Origin of the sequence: Scleromatobacter humisilvae, from assembly GCF_023231945.1 — a bacterium.
GTDB lineage: Bacteria > Pseudomonadota > Gammaproteobacteria > Burkholderiales > Burkholderiaceae_C > Scleromatobacter > Scleromatobacter humisilvae.
Genome location: NZ_JAJLJH010000001.1, coordinates 189,514 through 209,215 on the forward strand (window position 1 = coordinate 189,514; position 19,702 = coordinate 209,215).

Genomic DNA, 19,702 nt, shown 5'->3' on the forward strand with positions numbered 1-19,702 from the left:
CGCGTCGCGCGCGCGTCACGCGGGCGCGACCGCCGGGGCCTCGACCGCCGAGCAGCACTCCAGCGCGCGCTGGCGCACCTGGTTGCGGCCGTTGTGCTTGGCGTCGTACATCGCGAGATCGGCCGCGCGCAGCAGGTCGGCGGGCGTCGAGTCGCGCGCATCGCACATCGCGGCCAGGCCGATGCTGACCGACACCGGCGCGGCGAGCTCCGGCTCCCCGCGCGCGTGCAGCGTCTCCACCTTCTGGCGGATGCGTTCGGCCACGCATGCGGCGCCGGAGAGGTCGCAGGACGGCAGCACGACGACGAACTCCTCGCCGCCGTAGCGCGCGACGAAGTCGCCGGGGCGCAGGCCGGCCTCGCGTACCGCGCTGACCACCGCGCGCAGGCAGGCGTCGCCGGCAGGGTGGCCGAAGCGGTCGTTGAAGTGCTTGAAGTGGTCGACGTCGATCAGCAACAGCGCCAGGTGCGCGGCCTCCTCGACGGCGCCGTCGTCGCGCCGGCGCAGCGCCGCGCGGCGCGCGCGCTCGTGCTCGGCGTGCAGCACGTCGTCGAAGTGGCGCCGGTTGAACGCGCCGGTCAGGCCGTCCTCGATGGCCAGGCGCTGCATGCGCGCGTTGGCCTCCTGGAGCTGCGTGGCCATCACCTTCAGCGCGAGCAGCAGCATGCCGCACTCGTCGTCGGAGCTGCGCGGCAGCGGGATGTCCAGCTGGCCGCTGCCCACCGCCGATGCAAACAGCACGGCCTGCTTCAGCGGCCGGGTGATGCTCAGCGTCAGCCGCCAGCCGACGAACGCCGCCATCAGCGAGGCCAGCACGGCCACGCCGCCGATCACGAGGTCGTTGCGGTCGGCGTACGCGCTGAGCGCCTGGATCTCGGTGGCGACGCGCTGGTTCTGCAGCTCGGCCAGGTCGTCCAGCACGTGCAGCCAAGCGGCGTGGAGGGGCGCGGCCTCGCGATCGAGCATGCGCGCGGCCATGCCGGGGTTGTAGCCCTTGACGCTGGCCTGCGCCACCTCGAGGGTCGGCGCGACGCTGCGGTCGTAGTCCTCCATCCGGCCGATCATCGTGCGTTCCTGGACGGTCTCCGCCTGCGCCGCGAAGCGCTTCTCGATGCGGCGATACGACACGGTGTCGTCGACGATCGCCGCCATGTCGTTCTGGGCATCCTCGACCGAATTGACGAGCGCGAGGCGCTGGCCGATCCGGTCCTGGCGCTCGATCAGCGCGCGCATGTCGCGGATGTCGGCCTGGCGTGCGTTGGACCGCACCACCAGTTGCATCAGGCTCTCGCGCGCGTGCCGCGTGCTCGAGACGGCCAGCCACGCGCCCGCGATCATCAGCAGCAGGATGAGCGAGAAGCACAGCACCAGGCGGTGGCCGATGCGCAGATGGCGGAAGAAGGTTCTCATCGAAGTCCGGCGTGGTGCGGTCGACCACGGCACAGCTCGCCGCTCCGCAACCGGAAAGGCGATCAACGGGATATCGACGAGAGGCCCCTCCCAGTTGAGCCCGGGGCCGCGCGCGGGCGCCGCAAGCGCGAAATCCTCCTGCTTTGCGGCGATCCCTGCCGTCGGGCTAGCCGTCGGCTTGCCGCACGTGGTCAATGAGCCTGTCGCGCACCGCGTTCATCGTGCGGCGCGCCGCGGCGAAGTCCGCGGCGCCCAGCCCGGTCGCCTGGACCAGCGTCCGCTGCGCGCCCTTCTCGCGCAACGCCCGGCCGGCGTCTGTCAGCTTGACGATGACCTGGCGCTCGTCGCGCGAGTCGCGCCGGCGCTCCAGGTAGCCGAGCGCCTCCAGCTTCTTCAGGATGGGCGTCAGCGTGTTCGATTCAAGGAACAGCTTGTCGCCCAGGCCGCTGACGGTCTGCTCGTCCTGCTCCCACAGCGCGACGATCGTGATCCATTGCGTGTACGTGAGGCCCAGTTCGTCGAGGATGGGCTTGTATGCCCGGCCGTAGGCGAGGTTGGCGGAATACACGGCGAAGCAGAGGAAGTCGTCGAGCCTGGGCAGCTCGACCGGGGTGGATGGCGTGGACATGGTCGCGGTCTCCTTGGCCCTCATGATAACCCTTTTAGATCGCATGCGATTTAATCGCATTGCTTGACATCGTGATGCTCGATTCGTACATTGCACGTATGCGATTCAATCGCATCCGATTTATCAACCCAGGAATGACCATGAACCACGTCGACACCGTCCTCTACACCGGCCACACCCACACCATCGGAGGCCGCGACGGCGCCGCGCGCAGCTCGGATGGGCGCCTGGACATCCGCCTGTCGCCTCCCGGCAGCGCGGGCGCGGGCACCAACCCCGAGCAGCTCTTCGCGGCCGGCTGGTCGGCCTGCTTCATCGGCGCGATGGGCCGCGCCGCCCAGGCCGCCGGCGTCAAGCTGCCGGCCGACGTGGCGGTCGACGCCGAGGTCGACCTCGGCAAGAGCGGCGACGGCTTCGCGCTGCAGGCGCGGCTCTCGATCAGCCTGCCCGGACTGGCGCCGGCGGTCGCGCGCGCCATCGTCGACGGCGCCCACCAGCTGTGCCCGTACTCGAAGGCGACGCGCGGCAACATCGCCGTCGAACTTACCCTCGCCTGAACCCGACGCCTCGAAAGAAACGACCATGACCCGCCTCGCTCGATTCGCTCCCCTGCTCGTGGCCGGCGCCGCGCTGCTGTCCGCCGGCCTGACGATCACGGCCCACGCGGCGCCCGCCGCCGACGCCCTGCCCTCCGTCGTGCTCGTCCACGGCGCGTTCGCCGACGGCTCCGACTGGGCCCGCGTGATCCCGCTGCTGCAGGCCCGCGGCGTCCACGTGACGGCCGTGCAGAATCCGCTGACCTCGCTCGCGGACGACGTCGCCGCCACCCGGCGCGCGATCGCCGCCCAGCCCGGCAAGGTGGTGCTGGTCGGCCACTCGTGGGGCGGCACCGTCATCACGGAGGCCGGCGCGAGCGACAAGGTGGCCGCCCTGGTCTACGTCAGCGCCTTCGCGCCGGACGTCGGCCAGACCTCGGGCGATCTGGGCAAGGGCTATCCGACCCCGCCGGGCCTGGCCACGCTGAGCGCCGACGCCTCCGGCTTCCTGCACATCAGCGACGAGGGCATGCGCACGCAGTTCGCGTTCGACGTGCCGCCGGGGCGCGCCGCGGTGATGGCCGCGACACAGGGCCCGATCGCGGCCAAGGCCTTCGACGAGCCCGTCACCGTCGCGGCCTGGAAGACGCATCCGAGCTGGTTCGTCGTGTCCACGCGCGATCGCATGATCGCGCCGGAGCTGGAGGCCGCGATGGCGCAGCGGATCGGCGCGCACGTCACGCGGGTCGCGACGAGCCACGTGCCGCAGGAGGTCGAGCCGGCCCAGGTCGCGGCGGTCATCCTCGACGCCGTGCAGCACGCGCGCTGAAGAACGAGGACGCCCCGCCATGCGCACTCTCGCACGAACCCTCCTGCTGTCGCTCGCGCTGCTCGCCGGTGCGGCGACGGCGTCCGCGGCCCGCCTCGACACGCCCGGCGGCGCGGCCCTGCCCGTCGAGCCGCTGCATCCCAGCCTCGCCGGCGCCACCGGCTGGCTCAACTCAGGCCCGCTGACGCTGGAGGGCCTGCGCGGCAAGGTGGTGCTGGTCGACTTCTGGACGTACTCCTGCATCAACTGCCTGCGCACGCTGCCCTACGTGCGCGCGTGGGAGCGCACGTACGCGAGCCAGGGCCTGGTCGTCATCGGCGTGCACGCGCCGGAGTTCGAGTTCGAGCACGACCCGCAGCGCGTGCGCAAGGCGCTGATGGACCTGGACGCGGACTGGCCTGTCGCCATCGACGACGACTTCGCGATCTGGAAGTCGTTCCGCAACCAGGCCTGGCCCGCGCTGTACTTCATCGACGCGCAGGGCCGCGTGCGCCACCACCAGCTCGGCGAAGGCAACTACGCCGAGTCGGAGCAGGCGATCCGGCGCCTGCTGGCCGAGGCCCATGCCGACGCCAAGGTGCCGCCCGCGATGGCGGCCGTCGACGCCCGCGGCATCGGCGCGCCCCCGGACTTCGAGCACGTGCGCTCGCAGGAGACCTACCTCGGCTACGCGCACGCCGACGAGGCCGCGCCGCCCGACGTCCTGCCCGATCGCACGCAGCGCCACGTGCCGGGCATGCCTCGCCTGAACATGTGGACGCTGGGCGGTGGCTGGGTGCAGCGTCCCGAGTTCGTCGAGGCCACCGAGGCCGGCGGCACGATCGCGATGCGCTTCCACGCGCGCGACCTGCACCTGGTGCTGGGCGCGGCCGACGGCCGGCCCGTCCCGTTCCGCATCACCATCGACGGCCACGCGCCGGGGCGCGACCACGGCGTGGATGTCGACGAGCAGGGCCGCGGCGTCGTCTCGGGCGAGCGGCTCTACCAGCTGGTGCGCGAGCAGGACGCCGTGGCGGACCACACCTTCGAGATCCGCTTCGACCGCGCCGACGCGCGCGCCTGGGTCTTCACGTTCGGCTGAACGTCGCAGCACGCGTCAAGGCCTGGCCGCCTTCTCCGGATAGTTGATCGACCGCAGGATGCGCCAGTCGGCGCCCTGCCGGTGGAAGACGTCCATGCTGCGGTTGCGCTGCGTGACGCGGTCGCCGACGTGCAGTTCCCACACCGAGCGCACGATGGCCATGCTGCCCTCGGCGTGCACCTCCTCGACGCGCGGTCGAACGTGTCCAAGACCTGCGCGGCGGCGACCCGGGCTCGCCACCGCGACCGGCAGCGGAATCAATGGTCCGAACGACGCCGGACGGCGTCGGCTTGCGCTGGATCGGCGGATCAATGCGGCGCGGCATCGAGGATCCGGGCCGCCAGCGCGCCGTATTCGCCGCCGAAGTGGTGGCCGCCGGCCAGGGGCACCGCCTGCGCGTGCGCCGGCGCGAGTTCCGGGCACAGCGAGTCCTTCTCGTCCTGGCCGTAGATGCACAGCGTGTCCGCCGCGTCGAGCCGGGACGCCTCGGGGGCGATCGGCAGGTCGCCGCTGGGGCCGATCCAGTTGGCGAGGTGGAACTCGAACGATGCCTTCTGGCCCAGACCCAGCAGCGCCGTCAGGCGCACGCTCGCGCGCGTGGCCGGCGGCAGCCGGTTGATCGCGAAGGGCAGGACGTCGGCGCCTTGCGAGTAGCCGACCAGCAGCACCTCGCTGCGGCCCCAGCGCGCGCAGTAGAAGCGGATGATGCGGTCGAGGTCGGCGGCCAGTTCGGCCGGCGTGCGCGCGTTCCAGAAGTAGCGCAGGGAATCGAAGCCGGCCACGGGCACGCCCTGCGCCGCGAACGCCGCGCCCAGGCTCTTGTCGATGCCGGCCCAGCCGCCATCGCCGGACAGCAGCACGACCAGGCGACGTCCCGGCGCCGCGACCGGCAGTTCGACGACCGGCAGGTCCGCCAGCTGTTGCGGCGGCGCGCCGAGCGCGACCTGGGGCACGGCCAGCTTGCGGAACGCGCGGTCGAATGCCGCCATTGAGGCCTCCGGCGAGTGCCCGTCCGCGACGTCCACCCATGCCGCGCCTGGAACGCGCTGCACGAACGCGCGCGCCGCGTCGGCGGCAGCGGCGGGCCGCGAGTCGTCGCGCACGGCCATCCAGGGGCTCGCCAGGGCCGCCGGGGACGGCACGAGGTCGACCGTCCCGCGCGCGGCATCGGTGCGCTCGCGCAGCGCATGGGTCGGACAAGGCGGCGTCTTCAGCTTCAGTTGCGAACTGAAGCCGAGCAGCAGGCCCGCCTCGAAGGTGCCGTTCGGCGCCTGGGCGAGCACCGAGTAGGCATAGGGCGACACGTCGTCCGCCGCGACCAGGATCGGCAGCAGGTAGGCGGGCAGGTGCTCGTAGGCCTGCAGGTGCCGCGACAGGTTCTCGAAGGCGCCCGGCCCGAACGTGCACTTGCCGTCCTGGGCAGACAGACTGGCGTAGAACGGCGCGAACGGCACGGTCGCCACCATCGCTCCTTCGTCGAGCATCGTCCGCAGCATCTGCTCCTCGCGCCTGTCGGGAGCCGAGCCGGCGATGACCAGCAGCACGAACTGGCGCACGCCGCCGGCGGGCCGGTGGACGCGGACGTCGGAGAACAGGCCATGCGCGATGGCCTGCGACTCCGCCGCGGGCGCGGAAGGCGCCTCCTCCGCCGCGACGCGAGCGGGCCCGACGATGACGCAGAGCGCCGCGGCCAGCACGACGCCAGGGCGACGCATCGCAGCGAGGAATCGAAGCGGTCTCATGTCTTCTGTGCGGACTTGGCGCCGCCGATCAGGGTCGTCACGTCGGCCAGTATGAAAGCCGTGGCAAGCCCCTTCGGCGCGGCCAGGAATCGCGCTTCCCAGACCGGCGCGAACTTGTCCTTGAAGCTGCGCAGGCCGCGAAAATTGTAGAAGCGGTCGCCGTGCTCGAAGACGAGCCGCGCGATGCGCTGCCACTTCGGCGCGCTGCGGTGCTCGGTCATCCCGGCCATGGGCGACATGCCCAGGCCGAACCGCCGATAGCCTTCGGCCTGCAGGTGCAGGACGGTGCTGACGATCAGGAAATCCATCGTGCCGGGAGGCGCGTCGGGCAGGTAGCGCATGAGGTCGAGCGCGGCCTCCTCCCGGACGTCCGTCGTCAACAGGTTGGCGAACGCGATCAGGCGGTCGCCGTGGAAGACGGCGGCGACCGGAAACCGGCGCAGGTAGTCGGCGTCGAAGCGTCCGACGGAGAACGCCTTCTCGCCGCCGCGCTGCTCGGCGAGCCAGGCGTCGGAGACCGCCTGCAGCGCCGGCAGCATCGCGTCGACCCCGTCGGCGGCGATCACCTCGAAGCGAAGCCCTTCGCGTCGCGCGCGATTCACGCCCGAGCGCAGGTTCGCGCGCAGCGCGCCCTTGAGATCGAAGTCGCCCAGCTCGATGTGCGCATGCTCGCCGAGCTTGAACGGATGCAGCCCGCAATCGAGGAACAAGGGCAGCGCCGTCGGGCGCACGTGGTAGAACGCGGCGCGGCCGCCGTGGTCGGTGGCCATCTCCATGAATCGCCAGACCATGTCGGGGAACTCCTTCGCGTCGCCGCAAGGCCCGAACAGGCCGACCCACGAGCGGCCCTGCTTGCCGAACATCAGGAAGCTGCGGCCGGTCGGCGAGAACATCAGGTGCTTGTCGCCGATCAGCGCGTAGCAGGCGTCCGAGGACGGGTTGTCGCGCGCGATCGCGGCCGCGCGTTCGATCTCCTCCGGCGTCGTCTCCGCGAGTTCCCCGGCGGGCGGCCGCAGCAGCTCCCACAGCCCGTAGGCGAGCGCCAGCAGCGCGACGGCGGTCAGCGCGCGCAGCGAGCGCGGCGCCTGGCCGTCGAGTTCGAACTGCCACCAGAGGCGGTTGCTGTAGTCCACCTCCTTGAACGCGAAGAACAGGATCCACGCGCAGGCGACCACCACGCCGCCGAGCGCGACCACCCATTCGGGCTCCAGGTGCTGCGCGAAGAACGAGGAGCGACGGTCGAACTGCCGCCGCGAGATCGCCAGCAGCACCACCAGCGACAGCAGGAACTCCGCCTCGTGCAGCGCGATGCCCTTCGGCAGCGCCAGGGCCGCGGCGACGATCGCGAGCGCGGATGCGATCCACCAGGCGACGTCCAGCCGGTGCAGGATGCCGCGCGCGACGATGATGAGGCCCAGCCCGGCGACGCTGCCGATGAAGTGCGATGCCTCGATGAGGGGCAGCGGCACGCGCAGCGCGGCGAGTAGCTCGCGGGCGTCGTCGGTGAACGGCGTGACGCCCGAGACGATCAGCCAGATGCCCGCGATGAGCGTCAGGGCCGCGAGCAGCGTCGGGCTGAGGCGCACGGCCATGCGTCCGACCGGCGCGGCGATGCCCGAGCGCAGCTCGTGGACGACCAGCAGCCCCGTCGCGACCACCAGCGGAAGCACGTAGTAGATGCCGCGATTGAGCAGCAGCGCGCCGAGCATCGCGTCGCGCGGGATGCCGTTGCCGGCCGCCAGCAGCATCACCGTCTCGAAGACGCCGATCCCGCCGGGGATGTGGCTGATGATGCCCGCAGTGATCGCGATGGCGTAGAACGCCACGAAGGCCGGGAGCGGAAGCGGGCCCGGCGGCAGCAGCAGCCACAGCACAAGGGCGGAAGCCGCGAGCTCGATCGCCGAGATCGCCAGCTGGCGCAGCGCCAGCTCGATCGGCGGCAACTGGATGCGCCAGGCGCTGCCGATGCCGATCGACGACCGGCGGCCGCACAGCCACACGAAGCCGAGCAGCACGAGCAGCATCGCGGCCGCGACCAGGCGCAGCGCCCAGCCATGCAGGTGCAGCAGCCGCGCGACGTCGTGCGCGCCCCAGAGCAGGCCCAGCGCGCCGAAGAACAGCATTCCCAGGCCGAACGCGGCCGCGTTGAAGACGATCGCCCGCGCGACCTGCGGCGGCTGCACGCCCGCCGCGGAATAGAGCCGCATGCGAACGACGCCGCCGGACAGCGGCCCCAGTCCGACCGTGTTGGACAGCGCGTAGGCGACGAACGAGGTCAGCAGCACCGTCTTGCCGCTCACCGTCGCGCCGACGTAGCGCAGTGCCGATGCGTCATAGCGCGTGAGCGCCAGGTAGCTGAAGGCCGTGGCCAGCAGCGCCGCGGCGATGTTCGGCGCCGGCGTGGCGACGACGGCCGACATGACGTCGGCGTAGTGAACCTCCTGGAGCAGGCGCCGCAGCGAGATCCCGATCGCGGCCGTCAGGGCCAGGCCCAGCAGCGACAGCAGCCACGGCCGCAGGCGCGCCCACCACTCGGCGGGGTCGGCCGGGTCGAGCAAGGGGGCGCCAGGCACCTGGCGTTCGGTCTGGTCCACGTCCGTTCGCTTGCGATCCGCTCGTTGATTCGACATTTGACCAGACTGCGAGAGCAGCCTGCGCGCCGGGACGGCGACCGTCGCCCACCATCGACTGCGACGTCGTCTCGCGATGGCCACGCCTCGCACTTCGGCGCCACGAAGAGGCGACGCCACAAAGGCAAACGGCCCAGACTTGACGCCTGAGCCGTTCACTCTTCTTCTTAATTTTGGTGGGCCCTGAGTGACTCGAACACTCGACCTACGGATTAAGAGTCCGCTGCTCTACCAACTGAGCTAAGAGCCCGAAATTCTCGGTTGCTGCCTTCGCAAACCTACTGCTTTCGCGAAAACTGCAGCCTCAGATTCTACTTTGATTTTTGCTCGACATGCAAGCAAAAACTTCGAGACCATCCGGAAGACCGTTGCCGTTCGACGCGTGTTGCGGTGCGTCTCGCGGGTCGGGTGGTGGGTTGTGCGGGACTCGAACCCACGACCTACGGATTAAAAGTCCGCTGCTCTACCAGCTGAGCTAACAACCCCGTTTCCGGCAGAGCCTCAAATCATATCATGGCTTGCCGAGCGGCGACAAGACCCCGCTGACTCGGCAAGCAACTCCCGGCGGCCTCTTCACTTCAACAGCTGCGCGACGATCTCGCCGGCGGCGGCCATGCCGAAGCTGGCGGTGACGACGACCGTCGAGCCGTAGCCGTGGCAGTTGAGCGTGTTGTCGCGGCGCGCTTCGGCCGCGGGCGACGCGTCGCCCGCGGCGTCGATCTCGCAGGCCACCTCTTCCGGCTCGGGCGGCGCCACGGCCTCGCGCGAGAACACGCAGCGCACGCCGATCTTTCCCGTGCGCGGCGCGCCGTGCTGCGAGCGCAGGCGCTGGCGCAGGCTGGCCAGCAGCGGGTCGTGCGTGGTGGCGTGCAGGTCGTCGATCTCCAGCTTTTCCGCGCGCCGCTTGCCGCCTGCGGCGCCGCAGGTGACGAAGGCGGTGCCGGTGCGGCGCGCCCACGCGGCGAGCGCGAGCTTGGCCTTGCTCTGGTCGCAGGCGTCGATGACGGCGTCGACCTCGATCGGCAGCAGGCCGGGCCAGTTGTCGGCGTCGGCGAACTCCTCGATGCAGTGGACGATGCAGCCCGGGTGGATGTCGGCGATGCGGCGAGCGAGCGCCTCGGCCTTGGACATGCCGATCGTCTGCCCCGTCGCCTGGATCTGGCGGTTGACGTTGGATTCGGAGACGTGGTCGAGGTCGATCAGCACCAGCTGCGCGACGCCGCTGCGCGCGAGCGCCTCGACGGCCCACGAGCCGACGCCGCCGAGCCCGACGACGGCCACGCGCGCCGCGCGCACGCGCGCGTAGCCGCGGGCGCCGTAAAGGCGCTTGAGGCCGCCGAAGCGGCGTTCGAGATCCGCGTCGTCGTCCGCCGCCGCGACGGCGGACGTCGCGGCGAGGACGTCGGGAGCGAGGGTCACTTCAGCGACGCCAGACGTTCCTTGCCCGCGACCGCGGCCTCGGACTTCGGATACGTCTTCATCAGGTCGGCCAGCGTGGCCTTGGCGCCCTTGATGTCGCGCAGCTCGATCTGGCAGTTGGCGACCGCCAGCTCCGCCTCGGGCGCGCGCGCGTGGTCGGGCGCCGCGGCGATGAACGCCTTGAACGTGACGATCGCGCCCTTGAAGTCGCGATTGCCGTACTGCGCGTTGCCCAGCCAGTAGCGCGCCAGGTCGGCGTAGCCGCTGGCCGGCCAGCGGCGCAGGAAGTTGCCGAGCGAGGCCTGCGCCTTGTCGAAGTCGCCGCTGCGCAGGGTGGCCGTGGCGGCCTCGTACGCGGCGATTTCCTCGGGGTCGGCCATGAAGGTCTTGCCGTCGAGGTTGACCTGCTGCGGCTCGACGCGCTTCAGGCGATCGTCGACGCCCTGCGCGATGTTCTTCTGCTGGCGCTGCACGTCGGACAGATCCTTGGCGAGCTGCTCGTTGGCGCCACGCAGCTGCGCGATCTGCTGGCGCAGCTGCTCGTTCTGGTTCGTCAGGTCGAGCAGCGCGTTCTGCAGCTGCTGCAGTTGCTGCGCGGTCTGGCCGCCCTGCGCCTTCGACGCGTCTTCCAGCGCCGAGATGCGCGTGCGCAGGTCGATGATCGCGCGACGCGCCTCGTCGTCGTCGAACAGGCCGGCGTGCGCGCTCGTGCCGCAGGCGAGCAAGGCCGCCACGGCGCAGGCGCGGCGCACGGCCGCGAATGCGCGCGGGCCAGGCCGGCCCGCGTCAAGCCCCACGACCGGCGACATCACTTGCTGCGCAGTTCGACGCGGCGATTCTTCGCCCACGCCGACTCGTCATGGCCGTCGACCGCCGGACGCTCCTTGCCGTAGCTGACGGCCTCGAGCTGCGAGTCGCCGACGCCCAGCACCTTCATCTGCTGCACCACCGCCTCGGCGCGCTTCTGGCCCAGCGCCAGGTTGTATTCGCTGCCGCCGCGCTCGTCGGTGTGGCCTTCGGCCACTTCCTTGGCGCCCGAGTTGGCCTTGAGCATCTTGGCGTGCGACTCGACGATCCCGCGGTACTCGTCCTTGACGGCGTAGCTGTCGAAGTCGAAGTAGATGACGCGGTCCATCGTCGCCGGCGTCGTCTGCTGGCCGCTCAGGTCGGTCGTCGTGACCGTCGAGGCGCCCGTGCCGGGCGTCGTGTCGGTCGTCGTGCGCTGGGTCGTGACGTCCTTCTTCTCGACCTCGGCCGGCTTGTCCAGCTTCGTCGATGCGCAACCTGCCACCACCGCCAGGCTGGCCAGCGCCAGCAACATCTTTCCGGAATTCCTGTTCATCGATTTTCTCCTACCAGCACTATGAAACACATGGCCGCGGCGCGCGAGTCGCCCCGGTTTTCCCCACAATCAGCGGCCGTACGGGCCCCAGACAGGTTCTCGGATGTCGAGGCCCGATTCGAGCAGCTTCGACTTGAATTTGCCATCGGTCGTGGTCGTCATCAACACGTCGCGGCCGTCGGCCTTGGTGGCGTAGATGATGTAGCGGCCGTTCGGCGCGAAGCTCGGGCTCTCGTCGTCGTTGGTGTCGCTGACGCCGCGCACGTCGCCCGAGGCCAGGTCCATCACCATGACCTTGAAGCCGCTGCCGCGCGAGATGTACGCAAGAAGCTTGCCGTCCGGGCTCAGAGCGGGGCTGATGTTGTAGGCGCCGCTGAACGTGACCCGCGTCGCGCCGCCGCCGCTCACCGACTGCCTGTAGATCTGCGGGCCGCCGCCGCGGTCGCTCACGAAATAGATGAAGGCGCCGTCCGGCGAGAACTTGGCCTCGGTGTCGATGCCGGTGCTCTCGGTGATGCGGCGCACGTTGGCGCCGCTGCGGTCCATCAGGTAGACGTGCGAGCCGCCGTCGCGCGACAGCGTCACCGCCAGGGTGCGGCCGTCCGGCGAGAACGACGGCGCGCTGTTGGAACCCTTGAACGCCGCGACTTCGCGCGTGGTGCCGGCGTGCACGTTGCGGATGACGACCTTGGCCTTGCGGTCATGGAAGGTGACGTAGGCCAGCTCGCTGCCGTCCGGCGACCACGCCGGCGAGATGATCGGCTGGTTGTCGATCAGCGCGGCCTGGATGTTCTCGCCGTCGGCGTCGGTGATGCGCAGCGTGTACTTGCCGGGCGCCTTGGTGACGTAGGCGATGCGCGTGGAAAAGATGCCGCGCTCGCCGGTGAGCTTCTGATAGATCTGGTCGGACACGTGGTGCGCGGCCAGGCGCAGGTCGGCGGGCAGCGTCGGCTCGCTCTGGCCGCCCTGGTCGGCGCCCTTGATGACGTCCCACAGGCGGAAGCGCACGTCGATGCGGCCATCGGCCAGGCGCGAGGCCGAGCCGGCGACCACCGCGTTGGCGCCGCGCGAGCGCAAGGTGTTGTAGTCGGGCGTGCCGTTCTCGTCGGCCGGCGCCACGCCGTCGACGATCTTGAACACGCCGCTGCGCTCGAGGTCGGCGCGCACGATGGCCGAGATCGACTGGGCTTGGCGATCCTCGTCGCGGAAGCGCCCGAGCACGATGGGGATCTGGGTCGCGCCGACGCCATTGATCTCGACGTGGAATTGGGCGAACGCCGGACTCAGTGCCGGCAGCGCGAGGGAGGCGCCGAGGGCGCGCAAGGCTTGTCTTCTAGGCCACATGGAGGATTCAATGAGTCCTGTTCAGTCGGAAAGGTTCCGGGGAAACATCTCATGCTGTTCAGCAGGCGCATTGTAGGCAGCAAGAACGAGGCCTGCTTGTAGGTCAACAGCGCATCCGCCCGGGGCCGGATAATGCGCGTTCCTGTCGTTCGGCGGGCGGCACCGGCCGTCCGCCCCATCCCGCCTCGATGAGCACCCTCAAGCAGCGCCTGGCGCGCGTGATCCCCTACTTCCGCGACAACAGCCGCTCCGCGCTGTTGCTGGCCGCGAGCGGCAACGTGGTTGCGGCGGCCACCGAGCCCGTGATCCCGTACATCCTGAAGACACTCCTGGACAGCGGGTTCAAGAACACCTCCGGCCTGCCGATCTGGGCGGTGCCGCTGGCCGTGGTCGTGCTGTTCATCGTGCGCGGAATCTCCTGGTGGGTGTCCAGCTACGGCCTGACCAAGGCCTCGCAGAACGCGGTGCTCGCGATCCGCAGGCACCTGTTCGCGCACATGCTGCGCGCCGCGCCGGCACTGTTCACGCGCAACACGGCCAGCAGCATCACCAACAACATCGTCTACGAGATCCAGCAAGGCTCCAACCTGCTCATGGGCACGGTGCAGACGCTGATCCGCGGCACGCTCACCGCGCTGTTCTTCATGGTCTCGCTGGTCGTGCTGAACTGGCGGCTGACGCTGCTCGTCCTGGTGCTGTTTCCCATCACCGGCTTCCTCGTGCGCATCGTCAGCAAGCGGCTGCATCGCCTCAACCTGGCCGGGCAGGACGCCACCGACGATCTCGCCTATGTCGTGGAGGAGAACGTGCTGGCCTGGCGCATCGTGCGGCTGCACGGCGCCGCCGACCAGGAACAGCGCCGCTTCGAGAACAGCTCGCGCCTGATGCGCAGCCTCAACATCAAGCAGCAGGCCGCCGGCTCGCTGATGTCGCCGGTCACGCAGGTGCTGGCCTCCTTCGCGCTGGCCGCGGTGCTGTGGATGGCGCTGGCCGAGAGCACGCGCGCGCACGGCACGGTGGGCGGCTTCGTCGCCTTCATCACCTGCATGCTGCTGATGATCCAGCCGTTCAAGCAGCTGTCCGACGTCATGGCGCCCCTGACGCGCGGCACCGCGGCGATGGAGCGCGGGCTGGACATGCTCGAGGCCATCCCCGTCGAAAGCGGCGGCACCCTGTCGCCCGGCCGCGTCAAGGGCGACATCGAGTTCCGCGACGTCGGCCTGCGCTACACGGCGCGCGATTCGAGCGAGGTGCCGGACGGCACGCAGGTGGCGGCGCTGTCGGACATCGACCTGAAGATCCGCGCCGGCGAGACGGTGGCCTTCGTCGGCCCATCGGGTGCGGGCAAGACCTCGCTGGTCAACCTGCTGCCGCGCTTCGTCGAGCCCACCAGCGGCGACATCCTGATCGACGGCGCACGCATCCACGACTACGAGATGACCGCGCTGCGCAGCCAGTTCGCGCTGGTGAGCCAGGACGTCGTGCTGTTCAACCACAGCGTCGCCGCCAACGTGGCGCTGGGCGACGCGGCCGATCCCGCGCGCGTGCGCAGCGCGCTCGCGGGCGCGAACCTGCTCGACTTCGTGATGACCATGCCCGGCGGCATCGACGCGCCCATCGGCCACAACGGCACGCAGCTGTCGGGCGGCCAGCGCCAGCGCCTGGCGATCGCGCGCGCGATCTACAAGGACGCGCCGATCCTGATCCTGGACGAGGCCACGTCGGCGCTGGACTCCGAGTCGGAGCGCGCGGTGCAGGCGGCGCTGGAGGTGCTGATGAAGGGCCGCACGACGCTGGTCATCGCGCACCGCCTGTCGACGATCGAGCACGCCGATCGCGTCATCGCGATGGAACACGGGCGCATCGTGGAACAGGGGCCGCACGCGGAGCTGCTGGCAGCCGGTGGGCTCTACGCGCGCCTGCATGCGATGCAGTTCCGCAATGCGTGAGAGCCGCCGCGGCCATCCCGGCCGCGGCAGGTGAGAAGCGTCAGGCCTGGTCGGCCGCGACCGCCACGGCGGCGATGTCGTCCGTGATGTCGTTCGGGTGTCCACAGCCGGTGAGCGCGGCGGCGGCCACCAGCAAGGCCGCAAGCAAGATGGACTTCTTCATGGGCGTTCTCCAACGATTCTGGGATCGGCAACGGCACGTTTCGACGTCGGCGCAGGCGGGTTTCTGACCCGCGCGCGCTCCGGACGGAAAAGCGGATGCATGGTACGAACATGCTCGCCGCTTGCGCAGCAGGCCAGAGCAGGGATTTTCCCTGAAAGTGTGTGCAATTGATGGGGAAGGGGCTCCAAAGTCGCGTCGACTTTCCCCAAAACCGGTGAAATCGACGCCCGGCCGCGCCAGGCCTAACGCGACCGCAGCGTCGGGAACTCCAGCAGCACTTCGGTGCGTCCGGCGTGCGAGGTGACCAGCAGCCGGCCGCCGAGCGCGGCCGCCCGGCGGCGCATGTTCTCCATGCCGCGGCCCGCGCCGCGCCGCGGCTGGATGCCCTGCCCGTTGTCGACGATCGCGATGTGCGCCGTCTCGTCCACGCCCGGCTCGCCCTTCAGGCCCGTCGTGACGGCGATGCGGGTGGCGCCGGAATGCTTCAGGCAGTTGGCGAAGGCCTCCTGCACGATGCGCAGGATCGACAGCACGCTGTGCGGTGTCAGCATCGGCAGCGGCGGCAGGTCGACGACGTTCCACTGCAGCTCGATGCCGCCCTTGCCCAGCCGGTCCTGCAGCCGGTAGCGCAGCGTGCCCAGCACGGTCAGCAGGTCGTTCTCCACCGGCTCCAGCGAGTCGATGATCAGCTGCAGGTCCTCGATGCTCTCGCGCAGCACCGTGGCCACCTTGCCGTCCTCGCCGTCGTAGGCCGGATCGGCCTCGCGATCCATGCGGCGCACCAGCGACAGCGCCATCGTCAGCTGCGAGCCGATGCCGTCGTGCATCTCGCTCATGATGCGCGTGCGCTCCAGCGCCAGCGCCTCGTTGCGGCGCGCCTCGACCAGCTGCTCGTAGTTGCGCTCGAGCTCCGCGGCCTTGGCGCTGACGCGCTGCTCCAGCACGCCGGCGAGCTTCTCGTAGGCGTTGTGAGATTCGGTGAAGCGGCGGATCAGGATCGTGCCGACCACGAACAGGTACAGCGGCGCGCTGAAGTGCGCCAGGTAGACGCGGTCGGTCCAGGTGTTGGCCGAGTACAGCCACAGGTCGTAGCCGCTCAGGATCATCTGCACCATGCCCGCGATGGCCAGCATCACGCCCTCGAGCAGGCTGCGCCGAAGGCCCACGCGCACCTGGATGAAGAAGAAGTAGGCCGACGCCACCAGCACCACCAGGTACCAGAGGTCGATGACCTCGTTGGCCATGAAGTTGCCGAAGCTGGCCACCGCGCCGACGAGGAAATAGAGCCACGACACCGTCTCGATCACCGGCCGGCGCATGCCGCAGTAGCGCAGCACGAACATGAACATCAGCACGCCGCGCAGCACCGGCGACACCTCGATGAAGCGTTCCCACAGCCAGGGCGACACCGGCGGGGTCAGCGCGTAGTAGTCGAGGCTGAAGACCGTCCACAGCAGCGAGGCGCAGCCGAACCAGAAATACATCGTGTCCCGGCGCCGGCCCAGCCAGACGCCCAGCATGAACACGCCGATCGCGCCGGTACACGCGCCCAGCAGCCGCACCAGGTCGTTCTGCCAGAACACGCGGCGCTGCCAGACGGGGCGCAGCTCCTCCTCGGTGCCGAGCCGGATCGGCGCCAGCCAGCCGAGATCCCACGCGTAGGCGCGCTGCTGGATCTCGATCTCGTTGTCGCCCGCGCGCAGCATGGTCGCCGGGATCACCGCGAACTGGGAGCGGTTCCAGTTCAGCGGCAGCGGCTGCTGCATCGGGCCGATCTCGCGCAGCGGCTGGCCGTTGACGAAGAAGCGGCCCGTGCGGTTGAACGCGACGATGTACATCGCCAGCGTGCGCTGCGGCACGGCGTCGAGCCGGAACTGCAGGCGATACCAGGCGTCGGCCATGCCCTCGTCCGACGGCGCCTTCCACAGCTTGGCGAGCTCCACCGTCTTCCAGCTGCAACGGACGTCGGACGGCGTGGCGTCGAGTCCGGCGCTCTGGCAGAACTGGGCCTGGGTCAGCGTCTGCGACAGCCCGCCGGCCGACGCGCCCGCGGGCGCCGGCGCGGAGCGCCCGATGGCCACCAGGCCGCACACCATCACGATCGTCAGCAGCGCCAGCGTGACGACGGTCAGCCACGCGCGCCAGCGCAGCGACAGCGCGCGCAGGCTGGTGACCGCCGGCGAGACCAGCACCGCCGTCACAGCAGGCCCATGCGCCCCGCCTCGAACACGGCTTCGGTGCGCGAATGCACGGCGAGCTTGCGGTAGATGTGCTTGACGTGCGTGGCCACGGTGTGCGCCGACAGGTGCAGCATGTTGGCGATCTCGCCGACGGTGAAGCCCTTGGCGATGAACAGCAGCACCTCGCGCTCGCGCTCGGACAACCCGCCGTCGTCGACCACCGCCGGCTGCGACGGCGCGGCCGGCGTGTCCTTCTTGAAGCGATGCAGCAGCTGGCGTGCGATCACCGGGCTTATCGGCGAGCCGCCGGCGCGCAGCTCGCGCACCGTCGCGCCCAGCGTGTCGTTGAGGCTGCGCTTGAGCAGGTAGCCGGTGGCGCCGGCCTCGATCGAGGCCAGCACGTGGGCCTCGTCGCCGAACACGGTGACCACCATCACGTCGGTGTCGGGCCGCGTGCTGGCGATCTCGCGAATCAGGTCGATGCCGTTGCCGTCGGGCAGCCCGAGGTCGATCAGCGCGACGTCGAACTCGCCCGTGGCGATCGCCTCGCGCGCGCTCTCGGCGTTGCTGACCTGGTCGGCCAGCACCAGCGCGTCGTCGCGCGCGATGGCGGCGCAGACGGTCTCGCGGAAGGCATCGTCGTCGTCCACGACCAGGATGCGGGTCGGGAGTTCTTGCGGCAGTTCAACGGTTTCAGGCATTGTTCATTGGATCAAGCACAGGCCCGACTGTAAACGCGGGGTTGCATCCCCGGACCCGGGTATTGCCGCACAAATGCGCGGCGGTGAAGGCGGGCGGCGGAGCGGTTAAGCTCGCGCGCAGACCGTCCACCTCCGCCACCCATGTCCGCCGATACCGCCGCCCCACCCCGCATCTGCGTCGTCACCAGCGGCCAGGCGCGCCTGTTCTCCACCTGCATCGAGCTGCTGATGCGCCAGCTGGGCGTCGCGGAGCGGCCCATCGACCTGCACGCCCTGTTCTGGGACGACGCCGACCTCGACAAGGTGCGCGCGGCCACGGCCGGATTCCGCGAGACGACGATCTGGACGCACCCGCGGGTGCAGTTCAACGACGACCTGTCCGCCTACGCCAAGCCGCCCGAGACCAACGTCCACAACTTCCTGTCGATGATCTGGGGCCGGCGCCTGCTGCTCGACAGGCTGCGCGAGATCGGCGCCTTCGAGCGCTACGACCTGTTCCTGTACGTTCGCCTGGACACCTGCTTCAACCGCCCGCTGGACTACGCCGCCGTCGAGGCCCAGTTGCGCGAGCACGACGTCCTGCTGCCCGTCAACGGCCATTGGCGCGACGGCTGGTCCGACCAGTTCGTCGCCGCGCGCGCGCCGGCCGTGCAGACCTGGCTGGGCTTCGCCGACCGCGTGAAGTCCTATCTGGCCGCGGGCGTGATGCTGCATCCCGAGACGCTGCTCAAGCACCACCTCGTGACCAGCGGACTGCGGCCCGCGGCGCTGATCACGACCTTCATCTGGCGCGGCGAGGCGACCTTCAACGTCGGCTGAGCCCGGGCACCACAGGGTTTGCACGCAGCGGACGTCGCGCGTCCACGCCGTCGCGCTGCCCCAGAATCGTCGGATGACAGCCTGGCTCCACGACACCGTCACCGCCCTGACCAGCCCCGGCCCCTGGCGATCGTTCCGGCACGTCTTCGTCGTGAGCTTCCTGGACGACGGCAAGTACTACCTGCTGTCCGCGCTCGTCATCTGGGGCGTGCTGCACGTGCTGCTGAAGCAGCGTCTGGCGCACCGCGTGATCGGCGGCTGGCCCACGCGCGCCGACCTGCGCCGCGAGATCACGTACTCGATCAGCACGCTGTGCGTCATCACGGCGCTCAACGCGGGCATCCTCGCGCTGGTGGTGAGCGGCATCTTCGAGGTCTACGAGCAGCCACTCAAGCACGGCCTCGCGTGGCTGCTGCTGAGCCTGCCGCTGATGATCCTCTGGCACGACTTCTACTTCTACTGGACGCACCGCCTGCTCCACACGCGCTGGCTGTTCCGCCACGTGCACGGCGTGCACCACCGCTCGCGCAACCCGTCGCCGTGGGCGGCGTTCTCGTTCCATCCGGCCGAGGCGCTGGTCAACAGCATGGTCGTGCCGATCACGCTGATCGCGGTGCCGATCAACGAGTACGTGCTGGCCGCGTTCGCGATCCACCAGATCATCCGCAACGCCCATGGCCACGCCGCCGTCGAGAGCCTGCCGCGCGGCTTCGCACGCCACTGGCTGGGCGGCCGCTTCGTCACCACGACGCACCACCACCTGCACCACGAGACGGCCCAGGGCAACTACGGGCTGTGGTTCACGTGGATGGACCGCTGGTTCGGCACCGAGCGCCCGGACTACTTCGAGCGCTTCGACAAGGCCACGACGCCGCGCCAACAGTCTCACACGAGCATCGGGAGCAAACTTGGTTGAATCTGTTGAGCAT

At 70.0% G+C, this 19,702-nt stretch carries 18 protein-coding genes and 2 tRNA genes; 6 read left to right on the plus strand and 14 right to left on the minus strand.

Going from position 1 to position 19,702, the window contains the following annotated elements:
• Positions 1 to 15: 15 nt before the first annotated feature.
• Positions 16 to 1,410: a diguanylate cyclase gene (locus LPC04_RS00840; protein WP_275680283.1), complete on the minus strand. Its 1,395-nt coding sequence runs from the start codon at positions 1,408 to 1,410 to the stop codon at positions 16 to 18.
• A 166-nt stretch (positions 1,411 to 1,576) separates the two neighbouring features.
• Positions 1,577 to 2,038, minus strand: a complete 462-nt coding sequence (locus tag LPC04_RS00845; RefSeq protein ID WP_275680284.1) for a MarR family winged helix-turn-helix transcriptional regulator — start codon at positions 2,036 to 2,038, stop codon at positions 1,577 to 1,579.
• Between the two features lie 140 nt (positions 2,039 to 2,178).
• Here LPC04_RS00845 and LPC04_RS00850 point away from each other — a divergent pair, with 140 nt between their 5' ends.
• The 3 genes from LPC04_RS00850 to LPC04_RS00860 are packed head-to-tail and all read left to right on the plus strand — an operon-like array spanning position 2,179 to position 4,484.
• A complete protein-coding gene (locus LPC04_RS00850) occupies positions 2,179 to 2,595 on the plus strand; it encodes an organic hydroperoxide resistance protein (RefSeq protein ID WP_275680285.1) in 417 nt (138 codons plus the stop codon).
• A gap of 25 nt (positions 2,596 to 2,620) precedes the next feature.
• Positions 2,621 to 3,403 (plus strand): alpha/beta fold hydrolase, encoded by a 783-nt coding sequence (locus LPC04_RS00855; protein WP_275680286.1) that lies wholly within the window; start codon positions 2,621 to 2,623, stop codon positions 3,401 to 3,403.
• A 19-nt stretch (positions 3,404 to 3,422) separates the two neighbouring features.
• Complete coding sequence (locus LPC04_RS00860) at positions 3,423 to 4,484, plus strand: thioredoxin family protein (RefSeq protein ID WP_275680287.1); 1,062 nt, start codon at positions 3,423 to 3,425, stop codon at positions 4,482 to 4,484.
• Between the two features lie 15 nt (positions 4,485 to 4,499).
• On the opposite strand, the gene LPC04_RS00865 is transcribed toward LPC04_RS00860, so the two are convergent.
• The 9 genes from LPC04_RS00865 to tolB all read right to left on the minus strand — a co-directional run bounded on the left by LPC04_RS00865 (position 4,500) and on the right by tolB (position 12,961).
• On the minus strand, positions 4,500 to 4,646 hold the full coding sequence (locus tag LPC04_RS00865) for a hypothetical protein (RefSeq protein WP_275680288.1): 147 nt from the start codon (positions 4,644 to 4,646) through the stop codon (positions 4,500 to 4,502).
• A 146-nt stretch (positions 4,647 to 4,792) separates the two neighbouring features.
• Positions 4,793 to 6,226 (minus strand): virulence factor family protein, encoded by a 1,434-nt coding sequence (locus LPC04_RS00870; RefSeq protein WP_275680289.1) that lies wholly within the window; start codon positions 6,224 to 6,226, stop codon positions 4,793 to 4,795.
• Entirely contained in the window at positions 6,223 to 8,820 is a 2,598-nt protein-coding gene (gene mprF, locus LPC04_RS00875; protein WP_275680290.1) for a bifunctional lysylphosphatidylglycerol flippase/synthetase MprF, read from the minus strand. The genes LPC04_RS00870 and mprF overlap by 4 nt, the downstream gene beginning before the upstream one ends.
• Positions 8,821 to 9,030: 210 nt before the next feature.
• A tRNA-Lys gene (locus LPC04_RS00880) sits at positions 9,031 to 9,106 on the minus strand.
• A gap of 159 nt (positions 9,107 to 9,265) precedes the next feature.
• Positions 9,266 to 9,341 (minus strand) — tRNA-Lys (locus LPC04_RS00885).
• A gap of 88 nt (positions 9,342 to 9,429) precedes the next feature.
• Entirely contained in the window at positions 9,430 to 10,275 is an 846-nt protein-coding gene (locus LPC04_RS00890; RefSeq protein ID WP_275680291.1) for a tRNA threonylcarbamoyladenosine dehydratase, read from the minus strand.
• Positions 10,272 to 11,084 (minus strand): tol-pal system protein YbgF, encoded by an 813-nt coding sequence (ybgF, locus tag LPC04_RS00895; RefSeq protein ID WP_420854692.1) that lies wholly within the window; start codon positions 11,082 to 11,084, stop codon positions 10,272 to 10,274. The genes LPC04_RS00890 and ybgF overlap by 4 nt, the downstream gene beginning before the upstream one ends.
• Complete coding sequence (gene pal / locus LPC04_RS00900; protein ID WP_275680293.1) at positions 11,084 to 11,617, minus strand: peptidoglycan-associated lipoprotein Pal; 534 nt, start codon at positions 11,615 to 11,617, stop codon at positions 11,084 to 11,086. Before pal ends, ybgF begins: the two co-directional genes overlap by 1 nt.
• Positions 11,618 to 11,686: 69 nt before the next feature.
• Positions 11,687 to 12,961, minus strand: a complete 1,275-nt coding sequence (gene tolB / locus LPC04_RS00905; RefSeq protein WP_275680294.1) for a Tol-Pal system beta propeller repeat protein TolB — start codon at positions 12,959 to 12,961, stop codon at positions 11,687 to 11,689.
• A 188-nt stretch (positions 12,962 to 13,149) separates the two neighbouring features.
• On the opposite strand from tolB, the gene msbA reads away from it, so the two are divergent.
• Positions 13,150 to 14,910, plus strand: a complete 1,761-nt coding sequence (gene msbA, locus LPC04_RS00910; protein ID WP_275680295.1) for a lipid A export permease/ATP-binding protein MsbA — start codon at positions 13,150 to 13,152, stop codon at positions 14,908 to 14,910.
• Between the two features lie 40 nt (positions 14,911 to 14,950).
• Here the strand turns inward: msbA and LPC04_RS00915 are convergent, their stop codons facing one another.
• The 3 genes from LPC04_RS00915 to LPC04_RS00925 all read right to left on the minus strand — a co-directional run bounded on the left by LPC04_RS00915 (position 14,951) and on the right by LPC04_RS00925 (position 17,954).
• Positions 14,951 to 15,073 (minus strand): hypothetical protein, encoded by a 123-nt coding sequence (locus tag LPC04_RS00915; RefSeq protein ID WP_275680296.1) that lies wholly within the window; start codon positions 15,071 to 15,073, stop codon positions 14,951 to 14,953.
• Positions 15,074 to 15,315: 242 nt separating this feature from the next.
• Positions 15,316 to 17,265 (minus strand): sensor histidine kinase, encoded by a 1,950-nt coding sequence (locus LPC04_RS00920; protein ID WP_275680297.1) that lies wholly within the window; start codon positions 17,263 to 17,265, stop codon positions 15,316 to 15,318.
• A 5-nt stretch (positions 17,266 to 17,270) separates the two neighbouring features.
• On the minus strand, positions 17,271 to 17,954 hold the full coding sequence (locus LPC04_RS00925) for a response regulator (protein WP_275680298.1): 684 nt from the start codon (positions 17,952 to 17,954) through the stop codon (positions 17,271 to 17,273).
• A gap of 141 nt (positions 17,955 to 18,095) precedes the next feature.
• Here LPC04_RS00925 and LPC04_RS00930 point away from each other — a divergent pair, with 141 nt between their 5' ends.
• Together LPC04_RS00930 and LPC04_RS00935 are read left to right on the plus strand one after the other, a co-directional pair.
• Positions 18,096 to 18,773 (plus strand): hypothetical protein, encoded by a 678-nt coding sequence (locus LPC04_RS00930; protein ID WP_275680299.1) that lies wholly within the window; start codon positions 18,096 to 18,098, stop codon positions 18,771 to 18,773.
• A gap of 73 nt (positions 18,774 to 18,846) precedes the next feature.
• Positions 18,847 to 19,689, plus strand: coding sequence for a sterol desaturase family protein (locus LPC04_RS00935; RefSeq protein ID WP_275680300.1), 843 nt, complete (start codon positions 18,847 to 18,849; stop codon positions 19,687 to 19,689).
• Positions 19,690 to 19,702 lie beyond the last annotated feature (13 nt).

Coding starts and splice junctions, on each gene's coding strand:
- LPC04_RS00840 (WP_275680283.1), bottom strand. CDS start 1,410: ATGAGAACCTTCTTCCGCCATCTGCGCATCGGCCACCGCCTGGTGCTG.
- LPC04_RS00845 (WP_275680284.1), bottom strand. CDS start 2,038: ATGTCCACGCCATCCACCCCGGTCGAGCTGCCCAGGCTCGACGACTTC.
- LPC04_RS00850 (WP_275680285.1), top strand. CDS start 2,179: ATGAACCACGTCGACACCGTCCTCTACACCGGCCACACCCACACCATC.
- LPC04_RS00855 (WP_275680286.1), top strand. CDS start 2,621: ATGACCCGCCTCGCTCGATTCGCTCCCCTGCTCGTGGCCGGCGCCGCG.
- LPC04_RS00860 (WP_275680287.1), top strand. CDS start 3,423: ATGCGCACTCTCGCACGAACCCTCCTGCTGTCGCTCGCGCTGCTCGCC.
- LPC04_RS00865 (WP_275680288.1), bottom strand. CDS start 4,646: ATGGCCATCGTGCGCTCGGTGTGGGAACTGCACGTCGGCGACCGCGTC.
- LPC04_RS00870 (WP_275680289.1), bottom strand. CDS start 6,226: ATGAGACCGCTTCGATTCCTCGCTGCGATGCGTCGCCCTGGCGTCGTG.
- ybgF (WP_420854692.1), bottom strand. CDS start 11,084: ATGTCGCCGGTCGTGGGGCTTGACGCGGGCCGGCCTGGCCCGCGCGCA.
- pal (WP_275680293.1), bottom strand. CDS start 11,617: ATGAACAGGAATTCCGGAAAGATGTTGCTGGCGCTGGCCAGCCTGGCG.
- tolB (WP_275680294.1), bottom strand. CDS start 12,961: ATGTGGCCTAGAAGACAAGCCTTGCGCGCCCTCGGCGCCTCCCTCGCG.
- msbA (WP_275680295.1), top strand. CDS start 13,150: ATGAGCACCCTCAAGCAGCGCCTGGCGCGCGTGATCCCCTACTTCCGC.
- LPC04_RS00915 (WP_275680296.1), bottom strand. CDS start 15,073: ATGAAGAAGTCCATCTTGCTTGCGGCCTTGCTGGTGGCCGCCGCCGCG.
- LPC04_RS00925 (WP_275680298.1), bottom strand. CDS start 17,954: ATGCCTGAAACCGTTGAACTGCCGCAAGAACTCCCGACCCGCATCCTG.
- LPC04_RS00930 (WP_275680299.1), top strand. CDS start 18,096: ATGTCCGCCGATACCGCCGCCCCACCCCGCATCTGCGTCGTCACCAGC.
- LPC04_RS00935 (WP_275680300.1), top strand. CDS start 18,847: ATGACAGCCTGGCTCCACGACACCGTCACCGCCCTGACCAGCCCCGGC.